Consider the following 24,802-nt stretch of genomic DNA (forward strand, 5'->3'; position numbering starts at 1 on the left):
TAATAAAATAATTAACCATAAAAAAGAGTGGCGATTTTACCTAGTATTTTAAAATAAATCAAGAGCAATCTACTTATCAATCGCTTAAATTTGATATTTTTTTATTCTATCTCACTTTCACTAAGTAAAATCCAACCATTTTCTAACCAGTCACAAAGACTATCTAACAAAAGTTCCAGTTCATCTTGTCGCAATGATTTAGATGCAAGCTTATTCCAAGAAATAGCATCACCATTAGCAATTCGCATCAGTAAATTTGCTTCCGCATCATTTAATTCATCAATCCACTCACCATTCACATAAATACGGAATGGATCCTCAGTATAAATAATTTTCACGTTAGCATCTTGTTGAACCCAACCACCATTTTCCAAAATAATCTGCAACTCATCAGGATAAAAAGCTTCATTTACCTCAAGTTGCTCATAACGGCGAGAACTAACAGTCTTTGCAACACTATGCAAAAAAAGATCATCAAACTGGGTGGAGTTTTGTAATAAATTGATTAATTGCAATTTCAAATTATTCACCATTTTAATATCCAACTTTCCTGTAGGTTGTTCACTCGCAGATAAGCGAAATGGTATATTAAATTGTGAACTACTCATTGAATCATCTTGATAACATAGTACCTTAGATAAATTTTCAAGTAACTCTACCCCATTTGGAAAACGTAATCCAAAGGAAAATGTTAAACAATCATCTTCAGCAATACCGTTGTGAGCCATACGTGAAGGAACATAAAGCACATCCCCTGGATACATCACTTCATCGAATACCAATTCTCCCATATCATCAAAAATACGAATTGGTTGATTTGGATTAAACTCAGTACTTGGATCACACCATTTTCCTAACTGCCAACGACGATGACCATACCCTTGTACTAAAAAAACATCATATTCATCATAATGTTTCCCAACAGATCCACCTTTAGGTGCATAGGAAACCATAATATCATCACGTTGCCACTGAGGAATAAACCCAAATGCCTGCCATAACTCACCTAATTCAGGTGACCATTGCTCTAAATTTTGAACTAAAACAGACCAGTGCTCAGGTAAATCTTCAAAATCCTCTTCATTTAATTGACCATTTTTTACTAGCCATTGTTGTTCATCATTATTGAAATATTTTTTCACTAATCGAGCAGTAACATCTTCTTCCTTAGCTAAATCAATGATATCTTCAGGAGTAAATAATCCCACAATTTGTGGTAAACCATTACGAATAACAAGCGGTCTCTTCTGCCAATAATTTTGCAAAAAAATCTCTGGTGTTATATCTTCTGGTAGGCAAAATGGAATGTTCATAATTTACTCCTTATTTAGCAATTATGTGTTGTACTCACTATTGAATAATATTCTACTCTAATTTAGATAATATTGTCATTTCTTCAAATGCACCACGCTCCCATTGTTGCACTGAAGGCAATGCTAATAATGTTTTTTGATACTGTAGTGATTTATCAGACAACTGAACATTAAAAGAACGAAAACGAAACGCAATAGGTGCAAAAAAACAATCAACAATACCAAAATCGCCACACAAAAACTCACCTTTAGCATTAGAAAATATCTCATCAATACGTTCAATTTCTTTCACTAATTCAACAGTTTTTTTATCAAAAACCTTATCTCTTGCTAGAATATCCATACTCATTTGGCTACGAATATTAACAAAACCAGAATGCATTTCTGCAACTAATGCTCTTGCTAAAGCTCGTTGTTCAATATCATTTGGATATGCCCTACCGCTCAAATATTTTTCATTTATATATTCACAAATGGCTAACGAATCCCAAATGACTAAATTGCCATCATTGAGTACTGGTACTTTATTAGATGGACAATACTCCTTAATTAATGATGATGTCTTTGGTGAATACAAAGGTATGCAAATTTCCTCAAATGCTAATCTAAAATATGTCATCAACAGCCATGGGCGAAGAGACCAAGAGGAATAATTTTTATCGCCAATAATAAGTTGCATACCTTCCTCTTCATAAAAATTAACTGAGATTTAATCGATTATAAACTTTTTAATTACATTTTGTAAACTTAGGCATAAGCTTTTCTTCTCGATTATCTTTCTATTACAGTTACTTGGTAAGTTTACTCATTTGCAAAAAAATGCTTAAATGTAACCGCTTCATATAGTAAAAAAGGGGGGAATGGTATAATTCTACTCAACTCTATTTATTTTCAGTTTTCTTCACACACAAAAAAGCCGTAACTATCTCTAGTTACGGCTCTTCCTTAATAAAACCCTGATGGTGTCCTACTCTCACATAGGGAAACCCTACACTACCATCGGCGTTACAACTTTTCACTTCTGAGTTCGGTATGGAATCAGGTGGTTCCGTTGCACTATAGCCATCAGGAAAATCTCTCGATATCTATATCTAATCTTTTCTTTATTCTTTAATCAAAAACAAGCTTCTAACTTCTACTTTCTCTATCTCTTCGTCTTTCCAAAAACACTTGAGCGTTGTATGGTTAAGCCTCTCGGGCAATTAGTACAGGTTAGCTCAACGTCTCACAACGCTTACACACCCTGCCTATCTACGTCTTAGTCTCAAACAACCCTTACAACTTCTAAAGTTGGGAGAACTCATCTCTTGGCTAGTTTCGTGCTTAGATGCTTTCAGCGCTTATCTATTCCACATGTAGCTACCCAGCAATGCCTCTGGCGAGACAACTGGAACACCAGTGATGTGTCCACTCCGGTCCTCTCGTACTAGGAGCAGCTCCAATCAATTCTCCAACGCCCACGGCAGATAGGGACCGAACTGTCTCACGACGTTCTAAACCCAGCTCGCGTACCACTTTAAATGGCGAACAGCCATACCCTTGGGACCTACTTCAGCCCCAGGATGTGATGAGCCGACATCGAGGTGCCAAACACCGCCGTCGATATGAACTCTTGGGCGGTATCAGCCTGTTATCCCCGGAGTACCTTTTATCCGTTGAGCGATGGCCCTTCCATTCAGAACCACCGGATCACTATGACCTACTTTCGTACCTGCTCGACATGTCCGTCTCGCAGTCAAGCTTGCTTATACCATTGTACTAACCTCACGATGTCCGACCGTGATTAGCAAACCTTCGTACTCCTCCGTTACTCTTTGGGAGGAGACCGCCCCAGTCAAACTACCCACCAGACACTGTCCGAACACCCGTTTCGGGTGCTTCGTTAGAACATCAAACGTTAAAGGGTGGTATTTCAAGGTTGACTCCATAACAACTGGCGTTGCTACTTCAAAGTCTCCCACCTATCCTACACATTAAAATTCAAGGTTCAGTGTCAAGCTATAGTAAAGGTTCACGGGGTCTTTCCGTCTAGCCGCGGGTACACCGCATCTTCACGGCGATTTCAATTTCACTGAGTCTCGGGTGGAGACAGCCTGGCCATCATTATGCCATTCGTGCAGGTCGGAACTTACCCGACAAGGAATTTCGCTACCTTAGGACCGTTATAGTTACGGCCGCCGTTTACTGGGGCTTCGATCAGAAGCTTCTCTTTCGATTACATCATCAATTAACCTTCCAGCACCGGGCAGGCATCACACCCTATACGTCCACTTTCGTGTTTGCAGAGTGCTGTGTTTTTAATAAACAGTTGCAGCCAGCTGGTATCTTCGACCGGTTCAACCTTCGTACGCTAAGTACTACAATCTACGCCGGCGCACCTTCTCCCGAAGTTACGGTGCTATTTTGCCTAGTTCCTTCACCCGAGTTCTCTCAAGCGCCTGAGTATTCTCTACCTGATCACCTGTGTCGGTTTACAGTACGATTTATAATAACCTATGCTTAGTGGCTTTTCCTGGAAGCGTGGTATCAGTTACTTCAACTCCTTAGAGTCTCGTCATCACTTCTCGGTGTTAATGGAATTCCGGATTTGCCTAAAATTCCCACCTAACGGCTTAAACAGGGTAATCCAACACCCTGATAACCTAACCTTCTCCGTCCCCACATCGCAGTTATTACAAGTACAGGAATATTAACCTGTTTCCCATCGACTACGCTTTTCAGCCTCGCCTTAGGGGTCGACTCACCCTGCCCCGATTAACGTTGGACAGGAAACCTTGATCTTCCGGCGAACGAGTTTTTCACTCGTTTTATCGTTACTTATGTCAGCATTCGCACTTCTGATACGTCCAGCAAACCTCTCGATTCACCTTCATCCGCTTACAGAACGCTCCCCTACCCAACAGATTTACATCTGATGCCGCAGCTTCGGTGCTATATTTGAGCCCCGTTACATCTTCCGCGCAGGCCGACTCGACTAGTGAGCTATTACGCTTTCTTTAAATGGTGGCTGCTTCTAAGCCAACATCCTAGCTGTCTAAGCCTTCCCACTTCGTTTCCCACTTAATATAGACTTTGGGACCTTAGCTGGCGGTCTGGGTTGTTTCCCTCTTCACGACGAACGTTAGCACCCGCCGTGTGTCTCCTGAGTATCACTCTTTGGTATTCGGAGTTTGCATCGGGTTGGTAAGCCGGGATGGCCCCCTAGCCGAAACAGTGCTCTACCCCCAAAGGTGTCCGCTCAAGGCTCTACCTAAATAGATTTCGGGGAGAACCAGCTATCTCCCGGTTTGATTGGCCTTTCACCCCCAGCCACAAGTCATCCGCTAATTTTTCAACATTAGTCGGTTCGGTCCTCCAGTTAGTGTTACCCAACCTTCAACCTGCCCATGGCTAGATCACCGGGTTTCGGGTCTATACCTTGCAACTACACGCCCAGTTAAGACTCGGTTTCCCTACGGCTCCCCTATTCGGTTAACCTTGCTACAAAATATAAGTCGCTGACCCATTATACAAAAGGTACGCAGTCACCCCATCACTCAATCACACTGTTTATTTAGCGGTTGACCCACTTATTCATTTCATTCATAAGTGGTTAACTACTTTTGTGTGCTGAATCATCCTCACCACTCAATATGTTTGAGTGATGGGGCTCCTACTGCTTGTACGTACACGGTTTCAGGTTCTATTTCACTCCCCTCGCAGGGGTTCTTTTTACCTTTCCTTCACAGTACTCGTTCACTATCGGTCAATCAGGAGTATTTAGCCTTGGAGGATGGTCCCCCCATCTTCAAACAGGATATCACGTGTCCCGCCCTACTTATCGTTAGCTTAGTTCCACAATTGTATTTTCAGATACGGGATTATCACCCTCTTTGATTGAGTTTCCCAACTCATTCTCTTAATACTACTGCTAAAACTAACTGGCTCTTCCGCTTTCGCTCGCCGCTACTCACAGAATCTCGGTTGATTTCTTTTCCTCGGGGTACTTAGATGTTTCAGTTCTCCCGGTTCGCTTTAATGACCTATGTATTCAGTCATTAATAATAGGTTCTTCACCTATTGGGTTTCCCCATTCGGAAATCTTGGAATTATCACGTTTCTTATCAACTCTTCCAAGCTTATCGCAGATTAGCACGTCCTTCATCGCCTCTGATTGCCAAGGCATCCACCGTGTACGCTTAGTCACTTAACCATACAACCTCAAGTGCTTTCACACTTAAAGTTGCAATTAAACAACTCAAGTTCGTATGTTGCTTTTGTTCAACATACTATTTTTTAGTTTCTTACTCAGACTTCATAAAGATTTAATATTTAACTTACTAATAAATAATAATTTAAACATCAAACTTGAAAGTCTTCAGTTTTCAGCTTGTTTCCAATTTTTTAAAGAACAATAAGATAATAAATATCTTTAAATGGCGTCCCCAGGGGGATTCGAACCCCCGTTACCGCCGTGAAAGGGCGATGTCCTAGGCCTCTAGACGATGGGGACAACATTTAGAGATACTCTTATCTCTTTTTTGTCTCTTATTTCTCTATCAAACAATCTGTGTGAGCACTCATTGTCGCTTATTCAGGTAAGGAGGTGATCCAACCGCAGGTTCCCCTACGGTTACCTTGTTACGACTTCACCCCAGTCATGAATCATACCGTGGTAAACGCCCTCCCGAAGGTTAAGCTATCTACTTCTGGTACAACCCACTCCCATGGTGTGACGGGCGGTGTGTACAAGGCCCGGGAACGTATTCACCGCGACATTCTGATTCGCGATTACTAGCGATTCCGACTTCATGGAGTCGAGTTGCAGACTCCAATCCGGACTTAGACGTACTTTCTGAGATTCGCTCACTATCGCTAGCTCGCCGCCCTCTGTATACGCCATTGTAGCACGTGTGTAGCCCTACTCGTAAGGGCCATGATGACTTGACGTCATCCCCACCTTCCTCCAGTTTATCACTGGCAGTCTCCTTTGAGTTCTCAGCATTACCTGCTAGCAACAAAGGATAGGGGTTGCGCTCGTTGCGGGACTTAACCCAACATTTCACAACACGAGCTGACGACAGCCATGCAGCACCTGTCTCATAGCTCCCGAAGGCACAAGTTCATCTCTGAACTCTTCTATGGATGTCAAGAGTAGGTAAGGTTCTTCGCGTTGCATCGAATTAAACCACATGCTCCACCGCTTGTGCGGGCCCCCGTCAATTCATTTGAGTTTTAACCTTGCGGCCGTACTCCCCAGGCGGTCAATTTATCGCGTTAGCTACGGGCGCCAGACTTAAAGTCCAACCCCCAAATTGACATCGTTTACAGCGTGGACTACCAGGGTATCTAATCCTGTTTGCTACCCACGCTTTCGCACCTCAGCGTCAGTCTCTCTCCAAGGGGCTGCCTTCGCCTTCGGTATTCCTCCACATCTCTACGCATTTCACCGCTACACGTGGAATTCTACCCCTCCCTAGAGGACTCTAGTTGCCCAGTCTGAAATGCAATTCCCAAGTTAAGCTCGGGGCTTTCACATCTCACTTAGACAACCGCCTGCGTGCCCTTTACGCCCAGTTATTCCGATTAACGCTCGCACCCTCCGTATTACCGCGGCTGCTGGCACGGAGTTAGCCGGTGCTTCTTCTGCGACTAACGTCAATGTTTGTACCTATTAGATACAAACCCTTCCTCATCGCTGAAAGAACTTTACAACCCGAAAGCCTTCTTCATTCACGCGGCATGGCTGCATCAGGGTTTCCCCCATTGTGCAATATTCCCCACTGCTGCCTCCCGTAGGAGTCTGGACCGTGTCTCAGTTCCAGTGTGGCTGGTCATCCTCTCAAACCAGCTAGAGATCGTCAGCTTGGTGAGCCTTTACCTCACCAACTACCTAATCTCACTTGGGCTCATCTCATGGCATATGGTCCGAAGATCCCATACTTTAGTCCAAAGACATTACGCGGTATTAGCTACAGTTTCCCGTAGTTATCCCCCTCCATAAGGCAGATTCCCAAGCATTACTCACCCGTCCGCCACTCGTCAGCAAGAAAAGCAAGCTTTTCTTCTGTTACCGTTCGACTTGCATGTGTTAAGCCTGCCGCCAGCGTTCAATCTGAGCCATGATCAAACTCTTCAATTAAAAGTTTAATCGCTCAATAAACTGACATAGAATTTTTATTAAATAAATTTTCAGTGACACTTATTAAGACTTTAAAATCAATATATATTTTTAAATAAGTCAATCAACAAGTGCCCACACAGATTGTCTGATAAATTGTTAAAGAGCAAAAAACAACGACGCACCAGTTAAAACTTTGTTTCACAACAGTGCGTCGTTGTGTGTGGCGTATTATAGAGATTTTTAAAGGCGACGCAAGTACTTTTTGCAAAATTTTTTAAAATTTCTTTTAATCGACCATTTTTAATTCAATTCGAATACTTTTTGTAAATTTTAGAGCAAATCTAACCGCTTAAAGCCTTTTTGTTTCATTACTTTTTCTTTCTTTTTTGTATCTTGATTAAGTTGAGTACAATAGGCGAGGTTAGTTATAACTGTTTTTTCTGCTGTTTTTTTCTCTTTTAGCAGATATTCTACTCTATTTGCAATCGCTTTTCCTGAATCTATAAAGTATTTTACGTTAGGGAGGAGTTGTTGTAACTCCTTTTTTACAAAAGGAAAGTGCGTACAGCCTAAAACAATAGTATCTAATCTTTGGTTATTCTGCCATGGTTTAATTATTTTTTGTAACATATCCATATCTACACTATCGTTATGCAATTTTTCTTCTGCTAATTTAACTAAATCTGTAGAACCTATTTTTTCAACAATGCATTCTTTGGCATATTGTTGTATAAGATCCATCACGTAACGTCTTGTTACTGTTCCTTTTGTTGCCAATAATCCTATCGTTTTAGTTTCTGAAATCTGAGTGGCAGGTTTAATTGCTGGAACAGTTCCCACTACATCTACATCAAATGTTGTTCTTAATGCAGGTAGCACCACTGTACTTGCTGTATTACAAGCCACAACTATTAAATCAAGCGGTATCTTTTGTACTATTTTTTGCACTATTTGAATTGATCTTTCAATAAGCTCTATTTCAGATTTTTCAGAATAGGGAAAATAAGCATTATCAAAACAGTACACATAGTATGCATCAGGTAATTTTTTTCGAATTTCATCATAGATGGTTAAACCACCCATTCCCGAATCATAAATTAAAATCGTTGGTTTCATTTTATTTTTTAGAAAGTTTTTCTCAATATTACTCTTTTATTTTCTCTCATTCAAATTTAGTGTTGTTGTGTTATTAAACAAATTTCTGTGTTTTAATCACTTTTATTGTTTACAACACAACATTTGTACGATATTTTCTATATATCTATAACAAATAACAAATCTTTTAACAGGAGAAAAAAATGAGTAACTATTTTAATACATTAAATTTACGTCAACAGTTAGATCAATTAGGTCACTGTCGTTTTATGGAGCGTGATGAGTTTGCAAATGGTGTAAATGTTTTAAAGGGTAAAAAAATTGTCATTATTGGCTGTGGAGCTCAAGGTTTAAACCAAGGGTTAAATATGCGTGATTCTGGTTTAGATATTAGTTATGCCTTACGCCAAGCCGCTATTGATGAAAAACGTTTATCTTTTCAACGAGCAACTGAACATAAATTTCAGGTTGGTACTTATGAGCAATTGATTCCTACAGCTGATTTAGTCATTAACTTAACACCTGATAAACAGCACTCCAGTGTAATTGCAGATATTATGCCACTAATGAAACAAGGTGCTTCTCTTGGTTATTCACACGGTATGAATATTGTAGAAGTGGGTGAAAAAATTCGTGATGATATTACTGTTGTGATGGTCGCACCAAAATGTCCAGGGACAGAAGTTCGTGAGGAATATAAAAGAGGCTTTGGTGTGCCGACATTAATTGCGGTTCATCCAGAAAATGACCCTAAAGAAGAAGGATTTGAAATTGCCAAAGCTTGGGCAGTAGCAACTGGTGGTCATAAGGCAGGCGTATTAGAATCTTCATTTGTGGCTGAAGTAAAATCAGACTTAATGGGTGAACAAACTATTCTTTGTGGAATGTTACAAGCAGGTTCTATTGTTTGTTATAACAAATTAGTTGCTGAAGGTAAAGAGCCTGCCTATGCGGGTAAATTAATTCAATATGGTTGGGAAGTCATTACTGAAGCCTTAAAACAAGGCGGTATTACTTTAATGATGGATCGCCTTTCTAACTCAGCAAAATTACGTGCTTTCACCTTATCACAACATATTAAGCAACATTTTGCACCTCTGTTTGAAAAACATATGGATGATATTATTAGTGGTGAATTTTCAGCAGCAATGATGAAAGATTGGCAAAATAATGATGCTAATTTATTAAAGTGGCGTGAAGAAACAGGGAAAACAGCCTTTGAAAATGCACCTGATGGCAGTAACATTCAGATTACTGAACAAGAATACTTTGATAATGGCATTCTTATGGTAGCAATGATTAAAGCGGGTGTTGAATTAGCTTTTGATACTATGGTTGCAACAGGTATTTATGAAGAGTCTGCTTATTATGAATCGTTACACGAATTACCATTAATTGCGAATACGGTTGCTCGTAAACGTTTGTATGAGATGAATGTTGTTATTTCTGATACGGCTGAATATGGTAACTATTTATTTGCTAATGCTGCAGTTCCTCTATTTGAACAATATATTATACCAACTTTAGTAAAAGGTGACTTAGGTGAAGCTACACCAGAAATAGAAATTGATAATATAACATTGAATGCAGTAAATGATGCTATTCGCCAACACCCAATTGAATTTATTGGTAAAGAATTACGTAGTTATATGACTGATATGCAACGTATTGCATCTAATAACTAAACAATATAACAAATTATAATATATTGGAGATAAAATGACATCCCCCTTATTTTCAAGTACCGATTATGTAAGAGCTGTATTGCGTTCTAATATTTATGATTTAGTTCAGGTTACCCCTTTACAAAAAATGGAAAAAATATCTGAACGCTTGAATAATCGTATTTTTATCAAACGAGAAGATCGTCAAGCAGTGCACAGTTTTAAGTTACGTGGTGCTCACGCAATGATTTCTTCATTATCTGATGCACAAAAAAAAGCAGGTGTGGTTGCCGCTTCAGCAGGTAATCACGCTCAAGGTGTTGCTTTTTCTGCGAAATATCAAAATATTCGATCTATTATTGTTATGCCAGAAAGCACACCAGCCATTAAAATTGATGCTGTAAAAGGCTTTGGTGGTGAAGTTCTGCTACACGGGGCTAACTTTGACGAAGCAAAAGCAAAAGCCATTCAACTTTCTAAAGAAATGAATATGACTTTTATCCCTCCTTTTGATCATCAAAAAGTTATTGCAGGACAGGGAACTATTGGATTAGAACTATTACAACAAAATGCCGATATTGATCGTATTTTTGTTCCCGTTGGTGGAGGCGGGATTGCTGCGGGGATTGCTGTTTTTATAAAAAAGATGTTACCAGAGGTAAAAGTAATAGGGGTGGAGTCAAAAGATTCTGCCTGCCTTTATAATGCACTAAAAGTAGGTAAACCTATAGACTTAGAAAGTGTTGGTCTATTTGCTGATGGTGTGGCTGTAAAACGTATTGGAGATGAAACCTTTCGCCTTTGTCAGAAACATCTAGATGACGTTGTTTTGGTTAGTTCTGATGAAATCTGTACTGCAATGAAAGATATCTTTGAAAATGTTCGTGCTATACCTGAACCTTCAGGGGCTGTTTCATTAGCAGGATTAAAGAAATATGTTACACAGAATAATATTCAAAATGAAACCCTTACTTGTGTTCTTTCTGGTGCAAATTTAAACTTCCATACTTTACGCTATGTTTCTGAGCGTTGTGAACTTGGTGAAAAACAGGAAGCTTTGTTAGCTGTCACTATTCCTGAAAAAAAAGGAAGTTTTTTGCGTTTTTGTCATTTATTGGGCGATCATCGAGTTACCGAATTTAATTATCGTCACGCTGATGATAATAATGCCTGTATTTTTGTTGGGGTGAGAGTGAAAGATGAAGTGGAAACGGACGCCATTATTTCTAATTTAGAACATAATGGTTATAAAGTTGCAAATTTATCTGAAGATGATACCGCTAAAACCCATATTCGTTATATGATCGGTGGTCATAGTCCTAACATAAAATCCGAAACACTCTACTCTTTTGAGTTTCCAGAGCAAAAAGGGGCATTACTAAAATTTCTACAAACACTAGGTACTTATTGGGATATTTCGTTATTCCATTATCGTACTCACGGTGTGGATTATGGTGATATTTTAGTTGCTTTTGTATTAGATGAAAATGACAAGGTTTTATTTAATAAACATCTAGATGCTTTAGGTTATCGCTATAAAAAAGTCAGTGATAGTGTCGCTTATCACTATTTTTTACGATAAAAACATAAAAAACAGTTTGATTTGCGTAAAAAATATGTTATTTATAGAGGTGTTTAAATAAAGAACACAACTTTTTAATAAAAATAATTGGATTTAATATGTCAACTAACTATCGTTTCATTAACATTATTCTGCTCCTTGTCGTGATTATTTCACTACGAGGTGCGAGTGGTTTTGTAAAAAATTAGATAGATAGTACAAACACATAATTTTAGCAAAAACCCTCGTTAACATAACGAGGGTTTTTTTATAACTAATTTAAAATACAGAAATAGGTGGGAAAATGAATGGGGCAAACTTAATAATAGAATGTTTAAAAGCACATCAAGTCACAACCATATTTGGCTATCCTGGTGGAGCAATAATGCCAGTATATGATGCTCTTTATGATTCAGGTTTAAAACATCTACTTTGCCGTAATGAACAAGGTGCAGCGATGGCAGCTATTGGCTACGCTCGTTCATCAAATAAGGTAGGCGTTTGTATTGCTACCTCAGGACCGGGTGCAACAAATTTAATTACTGGATTAGCTGATGCCTTATTAGATTCTATTCCTATGGTCGCTATTACAGGGCAAGTAGGATCATCATTAATGGGAACAGATGCTTTTCAGGAAGTTGATGTAATAGGACTTTCTCTTGCTTGTACTAAACATAGCTTTATTGTACAAAATGTCGAAGAATTACCTCAAGTATTAGCAGAGGCTTTTAAAATTGCTCAAAGTGGTCGTCCTGGTCCTGTTTTGATTGATATTCCAAAAGATATTCAAGTAGCTGAAACCACCGCAAAAGCATTTTGTTTAGAAAAAGAAGAGCCAAAATGTCAACAAGCTGAAAATTTAACTTATGCCAAACAGCTCATTAACCAAGCAAAAAAACCAATACTCTATGTGGGTGGAGGCGTTGGAATGGCAAAAGGGGTTGAAGCGGTACGATCTTTTATAAAATTTGCAAATATTCCCTCTGTTGCTACTTTAAAAGGTTTAGGCGTCATACCACCTGATCATCCTCTTTATATGGGAATGTTAGGAATGCACGGCACTAAAGCCGCTAATTATGCTGTTCATCATTGTGATTTATTAATTGTATGTGGTGCGAGATTTGATGATCGAGTTACAGGTAAACTTGATACCTTTGCTCCAGAAGCTAAAGTTATTCACATTGATATTGATGCAGCAGAAATAAATAAACTACGTCAAGCTGATGTTCAATTAAAAGGTGACTTAATTCAAGCTGTTGATGAATTGACATTATCTGTCACAAAACAACCTCTTTTAATTGAACAATGGAGTGATAAAGTACTTTATTTAAAATCACAATATGATTTCCAATATCAAGATAATCAAGGAGAAAGGGATATCGATCCTTGGGCTTTATTAAATACCTTATCTCAAAGAAAAAATAACAATGCCGTTGTAGTAACAGATGTAGGACAACATCAAATGTGGTCTGCTCAACATATGCAGCATTATGCACCTGAAAATTACATTACTTCTGCAGGACTTGGTACGATGGGTTTTGGCTTACCCGCAGCTATTGGGGCTAAAAAAGCACGCCCTAATGATGATGTTATTTTAATCTCTGGTGATGGCTCATTTATGATGAACGTACAAGAGTTGGGTTCAATCAAGCGAGCAAATACCCCTATCAAAATAGTGTTATTAGATAATCAACGCTTAGGTATGGTTCGTCAATGGCAAACATTATTTTTTGACGCTCGTCATAGCGAAACAATTTTAGATGATAATCCTGATTTTGTGACCTTAGCGAGTGCTTTTGATATAAAAGGTGAACGTATTGAAAAAGCCAGTGAAGTGAGTGATGCAATTGATCGTTTGTTACAAAGTAAAGAAGCCTATTTATTGCATATTTGTATTCCTAATGGAGAAAATGTATGGCCTCTCGTACCACCAAATAAATGCAATTTAGAAATGATTGAATCTGATAATTAATAATAAAAAAGGAGTGAAAATGCAACATTATCCATTAACTATTCAAGTCAATAAACGCCCTGAATCCATTGAACGTTTATTACGAGTTATTCGTCATCGAGGATTTGACGTTGTTACCTTAAATGTTGAAAACAACGCAGATATTATGAACTTTAACGTAACTGTACAAAGTGAAAGAGCCATTGATCTATTAAAAAATCAATTAATTAAATTACCTGATGTACTAAAATTAAACTAATTATTATTAAAACTGTTTGATTTAAGCGGTTAGATAAATACAAAAATTTGCAAATTTTTGATTACAACCTACCGCTTCCTTTTATTATAAGATGTGGAGTAAATATAAAAATGCCTAAATTACGTTCAGCAACCAGTACACAGGGTCGCAATATGGCTGGAGCAAGAGCTTTATGGAGAGCAACAGGAATGAAAGAAAATGATTTTGGAAAACCCATTATTGCGGTAGTCAATTCTTTTACCCAATTTGTACCCGGTCACGTTCATTTAAAAGATATGGGACAATTAGTTGCAACAGAAATTGAAAAGGCAGGTGGGGTTGCAAAAGAATTTAATACTATTGCTGTTGATGATGGTATTGCAATGGGGCATAACGGAATGCTGTATTCACTACCTTCTCGTGATTTAATTGCAGACAGTGTGGAATATATGGTCAATGCCCATTGTGCTGACGCAATGGTCTGTATTTCAAACTGCGATAAAATTACCCCAGGAATGTTAATGGCAGCAATGCGATTAAATATTCCGACTATCTTTGTTTCAGGTGGTCCAATGGAGGCGGGGAAAACCAAATTATCTGATCAAATTATCAAATTAGATTTAGTCGATGCGATGATTCAAAGTGCCGATGAAAATGTCTCCGACTCTGATGTCGATATTATTGAGCGTAGTGCCTGCCCAACTTGTGGTTCTTGTTCTGGTATGTTTACCGCCAATTCAATGAACTGTTTAACAGAAGCTCTAGGATTAAGTTTACCTGGTAACGGATCTTGTTTAGCAACTCATAAAGATCGTAAATCACTGTTTTTAAAAGCAGGAAGCCAAATTGTTGAAATGTGTAACCAATACTATAATAATGATAATACCTTTATGTTACCTCGCGCTATTGCAACTCGTGAAGCCTTTGAAAACGCAATGTGTTTAGATATTGCGATGGGAGGATCAAGCAATACCGTACTCCATTTATTAGCCGCAGCGCAAGAAGCTGAAATTGATTTTACTATGCGTGATATTGATCGCCTTTCTCGTATTGTTCCTTGTCTCTCTAAAGTTGCCCCCAATACAAAAAAATACCATATGGAAGATGTCCATCGAGCGGGTGGTGTAATGGCAATTTTAGGTGAATTAGACAGAGCAGGTTTATTACATAATCAAACAAAAACAGTATTAGATTTAACCTTAAAAGAACAATTAAATCAATACGATATTATTCTTAATAGAGATGAAGCACTACACAAATTTTACCGTTCAGGTCCTGCTGGTATTCGTACTACTAAAGCCTTTTCACAAGATTGCCATTGGGATAGTGTTGATGATGATCGTCAAAATGGTTGTATCCGCTCTAAAGAGTTTGCCTACAGCCAAGAGGGAGGATTAGCGACCCTTTACGGTAATATTGCTCAAGATGGCTGTATTGTAAAAACAGCAGGTGTTGATGAATCTATTTGGACATTCAGTGGTAAAGCCATTGTTTTTGAAAGCCAAGAAGAAGCGGTAGACGCTATTTTAGGTAAAAAAGTACAAGCAGGACATATCGTTATTATTCGTTATGAAGGACCAAAGGGTGGTCCTGGTATGCAAGAGATGCTATATCCAACTAGTTATTTAAAATCAATGGGATTAGGAAAAGCTTGTGCATTATTAACAGATGGACGCTTTTCAGGTGGAACTTCTGGTTTATCCATTGGGCATTGCTCCCCTGAAGCTGCCTCTGGTGGTGTAATTGGATTAGTTAAAAATGAGGATATTATTGAAATAGATATCCCAAACCGCTCTATTGAATTAAAAGTGTCTGATAAAGAGTTACAACAACGTAGAATAGAGCAAGATAGTAAAGGTTGGAAACCTAAAAATCGTCAGCGTGATGTTTCTTTTGCATTGAAAGTCTATGGACATTTTGCCACATCAGCGGATAAAGGAGCAGTACGTAATAAAGCCTTATTACCTGACTAATAAAAATTTTTCATCAAAGGAATAAAACAACTTGTTTAAACAACTTAGAAATAAGTAGATTATAAAAAATAAGTTGCTTAGTTCCTTTTTATTTTTATAATAGCCATAATATTAATAAGGATTTAATTTATAGGAATACGTAATGAAAAAAATCTTAATTTTACTCACTTTCTCTTTTATTTCTATTATCTGCTCTGCTCACCCACATTCGTGGATTGATATGAAAAATAATGTGTTAATTGAAGAAGGAAAACTCATTGGCTTTCAAATGGAATGGACACTTGACGAAATGGCGTCTTCCTCGTTAATTTATGAAATGAAAGTCAGTGAAAATAAACTTGAAACAAGAAAAGAAATAACCAAAGATATGCAAAATACGGCTATTTCTAATCATTATTTTAGTTACTTGTATGATGAAAACAATCAGCCTATAAAATATACAACAAAACCTAAAAATACTTATTTTGAAATTAAAAATAACCAAGTTATTTTCCATATTACATTTTACTTAACTAACCCTCAAGAAGTTAAAAATAGACGTTTTAAACTGTTTACTTATGAACCAAGTTATTATATTTCAATGAATTATGAAGATAGTAATGCCTTGTTACTGAGTGATGTTGATCGCCTTTGTAAATTAGAATTAAAAAAACCTCAAATAAATGCGGATCTTAAAGAATACGCTTCCAATTTAGATAAAAGTGATAACCCTGATGAAAATTTATCATTAGGAGCTCAATTTGCTCAAGAGGTTGCCATTATATGCAAAAAATAATGTTTAAACTTGGGTTACTAGCGATTGGATTTTTAATTATTTTTGCAATTTATGAAATATATCCTTATTTATTGTTTAAAATTTTAAAATGGCAAAAAGTTTTTAATCAAGAAATATCACATACTCTTCTTCAAATAAAAAATAATCCACAAGCAGGTTGGATATTGATTTATATGAGTTTTTTATATGGTGTTTTTCACTCATTAGGACCGGGACACGGCAAATTTATTTTAAGTAGTTATCTTTCTTTTGAAAAAACAAAACTTACTCAAGCAATACGTCTCACATTACTTTCATCTTTTGCTCAAGGTATTGTAGCAATTATATTGGTATCCATTGTTGTAGTAATTTTCACGCTCTCTCGTCATTACTTTAACGATACCGTAAAACTCTTTGAACGAGGTAGTTTTATTGTAATGATTTTATTTGGATTATATTGGTTGAAAACGACATTGGTAACATTAAAGAAACAATACGATACAGATAAAAAACCAGTTACATTTAATTTGCAAAAAATAACAAAAATCGTACCGCTTAAAACTCAAAAATTATCAATAATTGCTTCACAACCTCATCAACATACTGAAAATTGTGGTTGTGGTCATCAGCATTTACCTAATGCAAATCAATTAGCAAAGGCAAAAGATTGGAAAGCACAATTAATGATTATTTTAAGCATTGCCAGTCGTCCTTGTTCAGGTGCAATTTTAGTACTGTTTTTTTCTTATACCCTAGATTTGTACTATTGGGGAATTATTTCTGCATTAGCAATGGCTTTTGGTACAGGGCTTACCTTAACTTTATTTGCACTTATTGTATTGTTTGCTCGCAATAAAGCCATTTATTTAAGTAAGTGGTATATATCCATACAAACAGGTAAAAAAGTGATAATTGGATTAAAAATTATTGCTGCAGTTTCTATTATCATTTTAGGTATTACATTGTTACATAGCAGTTTTTTAGATACTTTTATCAATAATAAAATATTTAGATAACATCATTAACACCTTAGAAACAAATAATATAAGATAATGTTTATTATGCTTTAATTTGATATTTTTTGTGAGGAAATAGACATAAATATGTTTATAATAAAAACAAATAAGGATAATTTTTATTTACTTTTCAAGGAATTTAGAAAATTTAAATTTTAAATTTATGGAGACTAATATTATGTTAGAAATTATTGTTGCTCTAGCTGTTACGTCTGTTGTTGCTTACTTTGTATTAAAAGGCTACAAAGCCCAAGCAATACTTATTTTTGGCGGTATTATTCTAATGCTTGCTTCTATCCTATTAGGCAAAGGACTTCCATTACCTGAAGGTAAATCAACAGGCTCAACGTTTTTAGATATTTTCCACTTTATTAAAATAACCTTCTCTTCCCAAAGTGCTGGATTAGGATTGAAAATTATGGCAATCGCTGGGTTTGCTTTCTATATGCACGAAATTGGTGCTTCCGCTTCTTTGGTTAGAGTATTAACAAAACCGCTTGAAAGAGTGAGACATATGCCTTATTTATTTATGGCTCTCTGCTTTTTTGTAGGTGAATTTTTATCTATCTTCATCACCAGTGCATCAGGATTAGGTGTGCTTTTAATGGTAACTCTTTATCCATTAATGCGTGGTGTTGGCTTAAGCCCTCTCACTGCTTGCGCCCCTATTGCAACTGCAGTTGCGGTAGAAATGGGACCTGCTCAAGGGAATGTAAACTTTGCTGCTGAATTAATCGGTATTGATGTAGTTGAATATGTAGTTAATTACCAAATTTTAGTGGCTGTTGCAGCTTTAGCTGTTATTGCATTTTTACATATTGTTGTTCAAAAATATTTTGATAAAGCTGAAAATTATCAACATAGCGATAATATAGAAGATGTTCAAGTTGATGAAAAAACACAGCAAGATTTAGAAAAAGCCCCTACTTCTTACGCAATATTACCAATTATTCCTTTAGTGCTTATTTTTATGTTTAATAAATTAACTATTAGTAGCATAAAAATGGACGTCACTACCGCAATGTTAGTTTCTATTGTTATCGCATTATTATTTGAATACTTTACACTTGGCAATGCGAAAAAAGTGGTTAACTCTGTACAAATATTCTTTGATGGAATGGGTAAACAATTTGCGAATGTTGTAACCTTTATCGTAGCAGGTCAAACTTTTGCTCAAGGTCTTAAAACTATTGGTGTAATTGATATTATTATTGAAAGTGCTAAAACAGCAGGCTTTGGACCCGTCGCAATGACCATTGTGATGGTATCTATTATTATGGTGACTTCTGTATTAATGGGTTCAGGTAATGCGGCATTCTTCTCTTTTGCAAACTTAGTACCGGGAATTGCAGCTAAAATGGGAATTGCTCCTGTTATGATGTTATTGCCAATGCAATTTGTGGCAGGTTTAAGCCGTAATATTTCACCTATTGCACCAAATATGGTGGCGATCGCAGGGGTTGCTAATGTGTCTCCATTTGCTTTAGCAAAACGTACTGCTATCCCAATGCTTGGTGGTATTATTATTTCAACCCTTGTTAGTATTATGACTTTCTAGGAGATCTAAAATGAATATTTTTATGTTAAGTAATGGAAAATTGCCAACATCAAAAGTTTTACTTGAATATGCACTACCTGCTATTATTCCTTGTTTTAAAGAGCAAAAAGTAAAAAAAGTGGTGGTTATTCCTTATGCAGTTATTCGTTTAACTTATGATGAACGAGTACAAAGTGTTAAGGATTCCCTTGCTGAATTAGAAGGCTTAGAAATCAAAGGTATTCACGAGTTTGCTGATCCTGTGCAAGCTATTTATGAAGCCGATGCCATTATGGTTAGTGGTGGTAATACGTGGCACTTAAACAAATGCTTACACGATAATGGCTTAATTGAGCCTATTCGTGACAAAGTATTAAATAAAAATGCTGTTTATGTGGGTTGGAGTGCAGGTTCGGTAATCTGCTCACCAAATATGTGTACTACAAATGATATGTGTATTGTTGATGCCGCGATCACATCATCGCTAAGCTTCTTACCATTCCATATCAATGCTCATTATATTGATGCAAGTATTGAAAATCATATGGGTGAAACACGTGATGAACGTATTGCAGAATTTTGTATTCAAAACCCGCATAAATCTGTGATAGGTATTCCTGAAGGTACTTGGTTACATTTAAGTAAACAAGGATTAACCTACAATGCACCAAATAACAAACCTTATACTTGGTTTAAATTTGGGCAAGAAAAACAAAATTTCACGGAAACGGATATGACTCGCTTTATGCAAGTTAATTTATAAGGCATAGTAGACAAAATAGTTGGTAAAAAATGGGTTAAAGCTTTATATTACTGTGCTTTAGCCCACTTTTTTGAAAATGAATAAAAAACTTGTCCTTTTTGTCATAAAACGAATATTCACAAATATGGTACCCAAAATAATGTTCAACGTTATAAATGCTCTATTTGTAATAAAACTTTTACCTTCAAAAAATCCTTAAATTCAAGCCAAATTTGGCTAGATTACACAGAAGGTAAACAAACCTATAAGCAACTAGCAATTAAATATAATTGCTCTGTTAGAACTATTCAAAGATATGTTTTAAAAGCCCCTAAAACGCCATTAAATATCCCACAAAATAATAAATTGAACTTAATGATGGATACCACTTTCTTTGGTCGAAATTTTGGTGTTCTCGTTTTTATGGACACTTTATCAAAGAAGGTAATTTATCATCAAATTGTGACAACAGAAAAAAATCTTTATTATCTATTAGCAATGAATAAATTAAGAGAAAAAGGCTATATTATTCAATCTATTACTTGTGATGGAAGACGAGGATTATTAAGAGATTTTTTAAATACGCCTGCACAACTTTGCCAATTTCATCAAATAGCAAATGTAATAAGGAAATTAACAAGGAACCCTAAATCTGAAGCGGGAAAAGAGCTAAAAATATTAGTTAAAACATTAAAAAATAGCTCTAAAAACGAGTTCTATATTAATTTACATTATTGGTATTTAAAACATAAAGAATATTTAAATGAACGCTCCGATAAAATAAATGAAAAGGGTAAATATCCTTTTAAACATCGTAATATAAGAAGTGCTTACAGGAGCTTAAAATATAATATGGATTATTTATTTACTTTTGAAAAATATCCTGAATTAAATATAGAAAAAACAACAAATAGGCTTGAAAGTTTATTTGGAGAACTTAAACGAAAACTATCTAATCATAATGGTTTGACCAAATACCATAAGATTATGTTTATAAAAGATTTTCTAAATAAAAGGAGTTGGTAATTATTTATAAAATAATAAAAACCAACTCATTTGTCTACTATGGGCATAGCTCCTCAAAATTACCAACTATTTTGTCTACTATGCCATTTATAAGCGGTTAGATCTTTCTTAAAATTTACTCATTCCCCAAATATTCATTATTTGGGGAATTTTTATTACTTTAACAAATCTTCATTCTTTTTATGGTTCCATTTACCTAATTTTTTATCTATATATTGAAAATATTCATTAGTAAAGGTACCTTGAATACAAGTTAACCTATCTAACCTTGTATTTACTTGTTTGCCTTCAAGAGCAGTATTTAATGTTGTAGGTCCTGTTAGATGAAAAACTCCACCATCAATACGACGCTGTTCAATATTATCAATAATTATATCTAAAGTATCTTTTAAAAACTCATTATTTGGCTTAGATGCTAAAAAGAAATTGGTATATTTATTTCGTCTTGTTATAAGTACTTCATTATAGTTATCTTTAACAATACTAGATAAATTCCAAATCAAGTGAGCATCAATATCCATATAAATACCACCTTTCTTATACAATACAAATAAACGCCAAAAATCAGCCTGTGCAGCACCATCAGTTAAACGAGAATAGGCATCAAAAGAGGCTTGATCACTATTTTCTTTAATAAAAATTTCTCTTTCTTCCGTACTAACATAATAATAGTCGTAATCTAATGATAAAAGACGATTGAACAAATAATTGCAATAAACGGGCAAAGTTACTAAGTTACTATAATTAGTTTGCCAAATAATTCTAGGAATTTTAGCAAAATTTTTATTTTTTATTTTAGCGGGACTAAATGTAGGAATAACAAACCGTTTTTTAGGAAACATCCAATGAAATGGATAACTTAGGGTTTTGACTATATTCCCAAATAAGCGAGACAAAACTCTTGAAATTTTAATTAAAATTTCATTTGTTACTTGAATATTTTGCATACATACCTTTATATTGGATTAAAAATAGGAATAACTTTAGCAGAAATTTTATTTAGTTGCATTATTTTATACCTTTATTTCCTTACATTCTTTCTCTATAATGGTTTCCCTACAATGTTCTTTAAAATCTATCTGGTGGAATTATGAATCCTATGTTAAACATTGCTATTCGTGCAGCACGAAAAGCAGGAAATATTATTATAAAAGGCTATGAGCAGTCGCCTAAAGATACTGAAGTTGCTCAAAAAGGTACAAATGACTATGTAACAGCCATTGATAAAGCAGCTGAACAGGCTATTATTGAAACTATACATCAATCTTATCCTGACCATTCCGTTGTTGGTGAAGAATCGGGCTTACAAGTTGGTAAAGATAGTAGTGTTCAGTGGGTTATTGATCCATTAGATGGAACCACCAATTTTGTAAATCGTTTCCCTCATTTTGCTGTTTCTATCGCAATTCGTGAAAATGGTGTTACAACCGTAGGTGTGGTTTATGATCCTATCCGTAATGAACTTTTCACTGGTGTACGTGGTGAAGGGGCAAAATTAAATGAATTTCGTTTACGTGTAAATAATAACCGTGATTTAACTGGTACTATTTTAGCAACTGGTTTTCCTTTTAAAACACCTAAACATAAATCTACTCATCTAAATATGATTGAAGCATTAATGAATAATGGTGTTGCCGATTTACGTCGAACTGGCTCTGCTGCTTTAGATTTATGTTATGTTGCTGCAGCTCGTGTTGATGGTTATTTTGAAATTGGTTTAAAACCTTGGGATTGTGCGGCTGGTGATTTAATCGTACGTGAAGCTGGTGCCTTGGTGACTAACTTTGTCGGTGGTACAGATTATTTAACCTCTGGTAACATTATTGCTGGTAATTCACGAGTTGTAAAAGAAACTCTAAACAGTATCAAACCTGTTTTAACAGACGATTTAAAAAAATAAACCTTAAATAAGCGGTAACATTATTTAAAAAATTTGCAAAAAAATTAAAAGATCATACCGCTTAATATAAAGAATAATATTATGCAAAATAATTATCCCCTTTTAAGCCAAATAGATTCGCCTGATGAATTACGTTTGCTTTCAAAAGATAAACTTCCAGAGCTTTGTGATGAATTACGAAGCTATCTTCTTGAATCTGTTAGCCAAACAAGTGGACATTTAGCCTCTGGTTTAGGGGTAGTTGAGCTAACCGTTGCATTACACTACATTTTTAATACCCCTTTTGATCAACTGATTTGGGACGTGGGTCATCAAGCCTATCCCCATAAAATTCTTACTGGTCGCCGTGAGCAAATGCACACTATTCGTCAAAAAAATGGTTTACACCCTTTTCCGTGGCGTGAAGAAAGCCCTTATGATGTGTTGAGTGTTGGACACTCTTCCACCTCAATCAGTGCAGGCTTAGGCTTAGCCATTGCCGCTGAAAAAGAGAATGCAGGACGTAAAACTATTTGTGTTATTGGTGATGGTGCAATGACTGCGGGGATGGCATTTGAAGCACTTAATCACGCAGGGGCATTGCATAATGATATGTTAGTTATCTTAAACGATAATGAAATGTCGATTTCTGAAAATGTTGGGGCGTTAAATAATCATCTCGCTCGTATTCTATCAGGCGAGCTTTACACCACCTTCCGTGAAAGCAGTAAAAAAATTCTCTCAGGTTTGCCGCCGATCAAAGAATTTGTGCGTAAAACCGAAGAGCATATGAAAGGCTTTATTTCCCCTGTGGGTACGATTTTTGAAACACTAGGATTTAATTATATTGGTCCAATTGATGGACACGATATTGAAGAACTTATTAATACCCTTAAAAATATGCGTAACCGAAAAGGTCCTCAATTACTACATATTATGACCAAAAAAGGGAAAGGGTATAAACCTGCTGAAAAAGATCCTATTAGTTTTCACGGTGTGCCAAAATTTGATCCAAACAACGGTGAATTACCTCAATCCAAAACAACCAAAACTTATTCAGATATTTTTGGGGATTGGTTATGTGAAATAGCTCAAAATGATCCTAAATTAATAGGTATTACCCCTGCAATGCGTGAAGGTTCCGGAATGGTGGAATTTTCAAAACGTTTTCCAAAACAATATTTTGATGTTGCCATAGCCGAACAACACGCCGTGACTTTTGCAGCGGGTTTAGCCATTGCAGGTTATAAACCAGTAGTTGCTATTTATTCTACTTTTTTACAACGTGCTTACGATCAAGTTATTCACGATGTCGCTATTCAAAATCTACCTGTTATTTTTGCAATCGATCGTGCAGGCATTGTTGGCGCAGATGGACAAACCCATCAAGGAGCATTTGATTTAAGTTTTATGCGTTGTATTCCAAATATAACCATAATGACCCCAAGTGATGAAAATGAAATGCGACAAATGCTTTATACCGCTTATCAATCCAATTCCCCAATGGCTATTCGTTATCCGCGTGGTAATATAAAGGATGTTGAACTACAAAAATTAACAAGTTTAGAAATAGGTAAAGCAAATCTAATTAAACAAGGTAAAAAAGTCGCTATTTTAAATTTTGGAACTCATTTAGAAAGTGCTAAAACAGTCGCAGAAAAGTATAACTATACCCTTGTTGATATGCGTTTTGTGAAACCATTAGATAAAACAATGATTGGTGAGTTAGCTAATTCTCACGAGCTGTTAGTGACCCTAGAAGAAAATGCTATTCAAGGTGGGGCTGGTAGTGCGGTGAATGAATATTTGCAAAAAATACAAAAGATCGTACCGCTTGTTATATTAGGTCTTCCTGATGAGTTTATTCCACAAGCTACCCAAGATGAAAGCTATGCAGATTTAGGGCTTGATCCAGAAGGAATTGAAAGATCTATTAATAATTATCTATAA

15 protein-coding genes, 1 tRNA gene, 3 rRNA genes and 1 pseudogene are annotated in these 24,802 nt (G+C 36.2%); 12 read left to right on the plus strand and 8 right to left on the minus strand.

Translation table 11 applies throughout. From position 1 onward, the window contains the following. Window positions 1–101: 101 nt before the first annotated feature. The 7 genes from A6B44_RS10275 to murI all read right to left on the minus strand — a co-directional run bounded on the left by A6B44_RS10275 (window position 102) and on the right by murI (window position 8,532). A complete protein-coding gene (locus tag A6B44_RS10275) occupies window positions 102–1,313 on the minus strand; it encodes a ribosomal protein uL16 3-hydroxylase (protein WP_090923033.1) in 1,212 nt (403 codons plus the stop codon). A 52-nt stretch (window positions 1,314–1,365) separates the two neighbouring features. Beyond that, window positions 1,366–1,992, minus strand: coding sequence for a glutathione S-transferase family protein (locus tag A6B44_RS10280; RefSeq protein ID WP_090923031.1), 627 nt, complete (start codon window positions 1,990–1,992; stop codon window positions 1,366–1,368). A 275-nt stretch (window positions 1,993–2,267) separates the two neighbouring features. Continuing rightward, window positions 2,268–2,383 (minus strand): 5S ribosomal RNA (gene rrf, locus A6B44_RS10285). Between the two features lie 111 nt (window positions 2,384–2,494). Beyond that, window positions 2,495–5,505 (minus strand): 23S ribosomal RNA (locus tag A6B44_RS10290). 224 nt (window positions 5,506–5,729) lie between these two features. Next, window positions 5,730–5,805, minus strand: a tRNA-Glu gene (locus A6B44_RS10295). Window positions 5,806–5,891: 86 nt separating this feature from the next. After that, window positions 5,892–7,434 (minus strand): 16S ribosomal RNA (locus A6B44_RS10300). The 16S, 23S and 5S rRNA genes sit together here with 1 tRNA gene alongside, the layout of an rRNA operon. 312 nt (window positions 7,435–7,746) lie before the next feature. After that, the gene (gene murI, locus A6B44_RS10305) at window positions 7,747–8,532 is read right to left on the minus strand and encodes a glutamate racemase (RefSeq protein ID WP_090923378.1); all 786 of its coding nucleotides are present in this window, start codon (window positions 8,530–8,532) and stop codon (window positions 7,747–7,749) included. A gap of 182 nt (window positions 8,533–8,714) precedes the next feature. Between murI and ilvC the strand changes: the two genes are divergently transcribed. The 10 genes and pseudogenes from ilvC to A6B44_RS10355 form a co-directional block, all read left to right on the plus strand. After that, window positions 8,715–10,196 (plus strand): ketol-acid reductoisomerase, encoded by a 1,482-nt coding sequence (ilvC, locus tag A6B44_RS10310; RefSeq protein WP_090923367.1) that lies wholly within the window; start codon window positions 8,715–8,717, stop codon window positions 10,194–10,196. Window positions 10,197–10,230: 34 nt separating this feature from the next. Next, window positions 10,231–11,757 (plus strand): threonine ammonia-lyase, biosynthetic, encoded by a 1,527-nt coding sequence (gene ilvA / locus A6B44_RS10315; protein ID WP_090923366.1) that lies wholly within the window; start codon window positions 10,231–10,233, stop codon window positions 11,755–11,757. A gap of 283 nt (window positions 11,758–12,040) precedes the next feature. Beyond that, window positions 12,041–13,708: an acetolactate synthase 2 catalytic subunit gene (gene ilvG, locus A6B44_RS10320; protein WP_090923365.1), complete on the plus strand. Its 1,668-nt coding sequence runs from the start codon at window positions 12,041–12,043 to the stop codon at window positions 13,706–13,708. Window positions 13,709–13,727: 19 nt separating this feature from the next. Then, the gene (ilvM, locus tag A6B44_RS10325) at window positions 13,728–13,946 is read left to right on the plus strand and encodes an acetolactate synthase 2 small subunit (protein ID WP_090923364.1); all 219 of its coding nucleotides are present in this window, start codon (window positions 13,728–13,730) and stop codon (window positions 13,944–13,946) included. Between the two features lie 110 nt (window positions 13,947–14,056). Next, complete coding sequence (gene ilvD, locus A6B44_RS10330; protein ID WP_090923363.1) at window positions 14,057–15,898, plus strand: dihydroxy-acid dehydratase; 1,842 nt, start codon at window positions 14,057–14,059, stop codon at window positions 15,896–15,898. 142 nt (window positions 15,899–16,040) lie between these two features. Further along, entirely contained in the window at window positions 16,041–16,673 is a 633-nt protein-coding gene (locus A6B44_RS10335; protein ID WP_090923361.1) for a DUF1007 family protein, read from the plus strand. Next, window positions 16,661–17,668: a nickel/cobalt transporter gene (locus A6B44_RS10340; protein ID WP_090923358.1), complete on the plus strand. Its 1,008-nt coding sequence runs from the start codon at window positions 16,661–16,663 to the stop codon at window positions 17,666–17,668. The genes A6B44_RS10335 and A6B44_RS10340 overlap by 13 nt, the downstream gene beginning before the upstream one ends. 178 nt (window positions 17,669–17,846) lie before the next feature. Then, window positions 17,847–19,226, plus strand: a complete 1,380-nt coding sequence (dcuC, locus tag A6B44_RS10345) for a C4-dicarboxylate transporter DcuC (RefSeq protein WP_090923356.1) — start codon at window positions 17,847–17,849, stop codon at window positions 19,224–19,226. Between the two features lie 10 nt (window positions 19,227–19,236). Beyond that, window positions 19,237–19,968, plus strand: a complete 732-nt coding sequence (gene pepE, locus A6B44_RS10350; RefSeq protein ID WP_090923354.1) for a dipeptidase PepE — start codon at window positions 19,237–19,239, stop codon at window positions 19,966–19,968. 99 nt (window positions 19,969–20,067) lie between these two features. Next, a pseudogene (locus A6B44_RS10355) lies at window positions 20,068–20,973 on the plus strand (IS256 family transposase, variant Zn-binding type); the annotation flags it as partial. A 155-nt stretch (window positions 20,974–21,128) separates the two neighbouring features. Here the strand turns inward: A6B44_RS10355 and A6B44_RS10360 are convergent. After that, entirely contained in the window at window positions 21,129–21,920 is a 792-nt protein-coding gene (locus tag A6B44_RS10360) for a glycosyltransferase family 32 protein (RefSeq protein ID WP_090923497.1), read from the minus strand. A 143-nt stretch (window positions 21,921–22,063) separates the two neighbouring features. Here A6B44_RS10360 and suhB point away from each other — a divergent pair, with 143 nt between their 5' ends. Together suhB and dxs are read left to right on the plus strand one after the other, a co-directional pair. Continuing rightward, window positions 22,064–22,873 (plus strand): inositol-1-monophosphatase, encoded by an 810-nt coding sequence (gene suhB / locus A6B44_RS10365; RefSeq protein WP_090923495.1) that lies wholly within the window; start codon window positions 22,064–22,066, stop codon window positions 22,871–22,873. An 81-nt stretch (window positions 22,874–22,954) separates the two neighbouring features. Then, entirely contained in the window at window positions 22,955–24,802 is a 1,848-nt protein-coding gene (gene dxs, locus A6B44_RS10370) for a 1-deoxy-D-xylulose-5-phosphate synthase (RefSeq protein WP_090923493.1), read from the plus strand.

Origin of the sequence: Pasteurella skyensis, from assembly GCF_013377295.1 — a bacterium.
GTDB lineage: Bacteria > Pseudomonadota > Gammaproteobacteria > Enterobacterales > Pasteurellaceae > Phocoenobacter > Phocoenobacter skyensis.

Bases quoted from the DNA above. Each gene is read 5' to 3' on its own strand.
- A6B44_RS10275 (WP_090923033.1), bottom strand. From the start codon at position 1,313: ATGAACATTCCATTTTGCCTACCAGAAGATATAACACCAGAGATTTTT.
- A6B44_RS10280 (WP_090923031.1), bottom strand. From the start codon at position 1,992: ATGCAACTTATTATTGGCGATAAAAATTATTCCTCTTGGTCTCTTCGC.
- murI (WP_090923378.1), bottom strand. From the start codon at position 8,532: ATGAAACCAACGATTTTAATTTATGATTCGGGAATGGGTGGTTTAACC.
- ilvC (WP_090923367.1), top strand. From the start codon at position 8,715: ATGAGTAACTATTTTAATACATTAAATTTACGTCAACAGTTAGATCAA.
- ilvA (WP_090923366.1), top strand. From the start codon at position 10,231: ATGACATCCCCCTTATTTTCAAGTACCGATTATGTAAGAGCTGTATTG.
- ilvG (WP_090923365.1), top strand. From the start codon at position 12,041: ATGAATGGGGCAAACTTAATAATAGAATGTTTAAAAGCACATCAAGTC.
- ilvM (WP_090923364.1), top strand. From the start codon at position 13,728: ATGCAACATTATCCATTAACTATTCAAGTCAATAAACGCCCTGAATCC.
- ilvD (WP_090923363.1), top strand. From the start codon at position 14,057: ATGCCTAAATTACGTTCAGCAACCAGTACACAGGGTCGCAATATGGCT.
- A6B44_RS10335 (WP_090923361.1), top strand. From the start codon at position 16,041: ATGAAAAAAATCTTAATTTTACTCACTTTCTCTTTTATTTCTATTATC.
- A6B44_RS10340 (WP_090923358.1), top strand. From the start codon at position 16,661: ATGCAAAAAATAATGTTTAAACTTGGGTTACTAGCGATTGGATTTTTA.
- dcuC (WP_090923356.1), top strand. From the start codon at position 17,847: ATGTTAGAAATTATTGTTGCTCTAGCTGTTACGTCTGTTGTTGCTTAC.
- pepE (WP_090923354.1), top strand. From the start codon at position 19,237: ATGAATATTTTTATGTTAAGTAATGGAAAATTGCCAACATCAAAAGTT.
- A6B44_RS10360 (WP_090923497.1), bottom strand. From the start codon at position 21,920: ATGCAAAATATTCAAGTAACAAATGAAATTTTAATTAAAATTTCAAGA.
- suhB (WP_090923495.1), top strand. From the start codon at position 22,064: ATGAATCCTATGTTAAACATTGCTATTCGTGCAGCACGAAAAGCAGGA.
- dxs (WP_090923493.1), top strand. From the start codon at position 22,955: ATGCAAAATAATTATCCCCTTTTAAGCCAAATAGATTCGCCTGATGAA.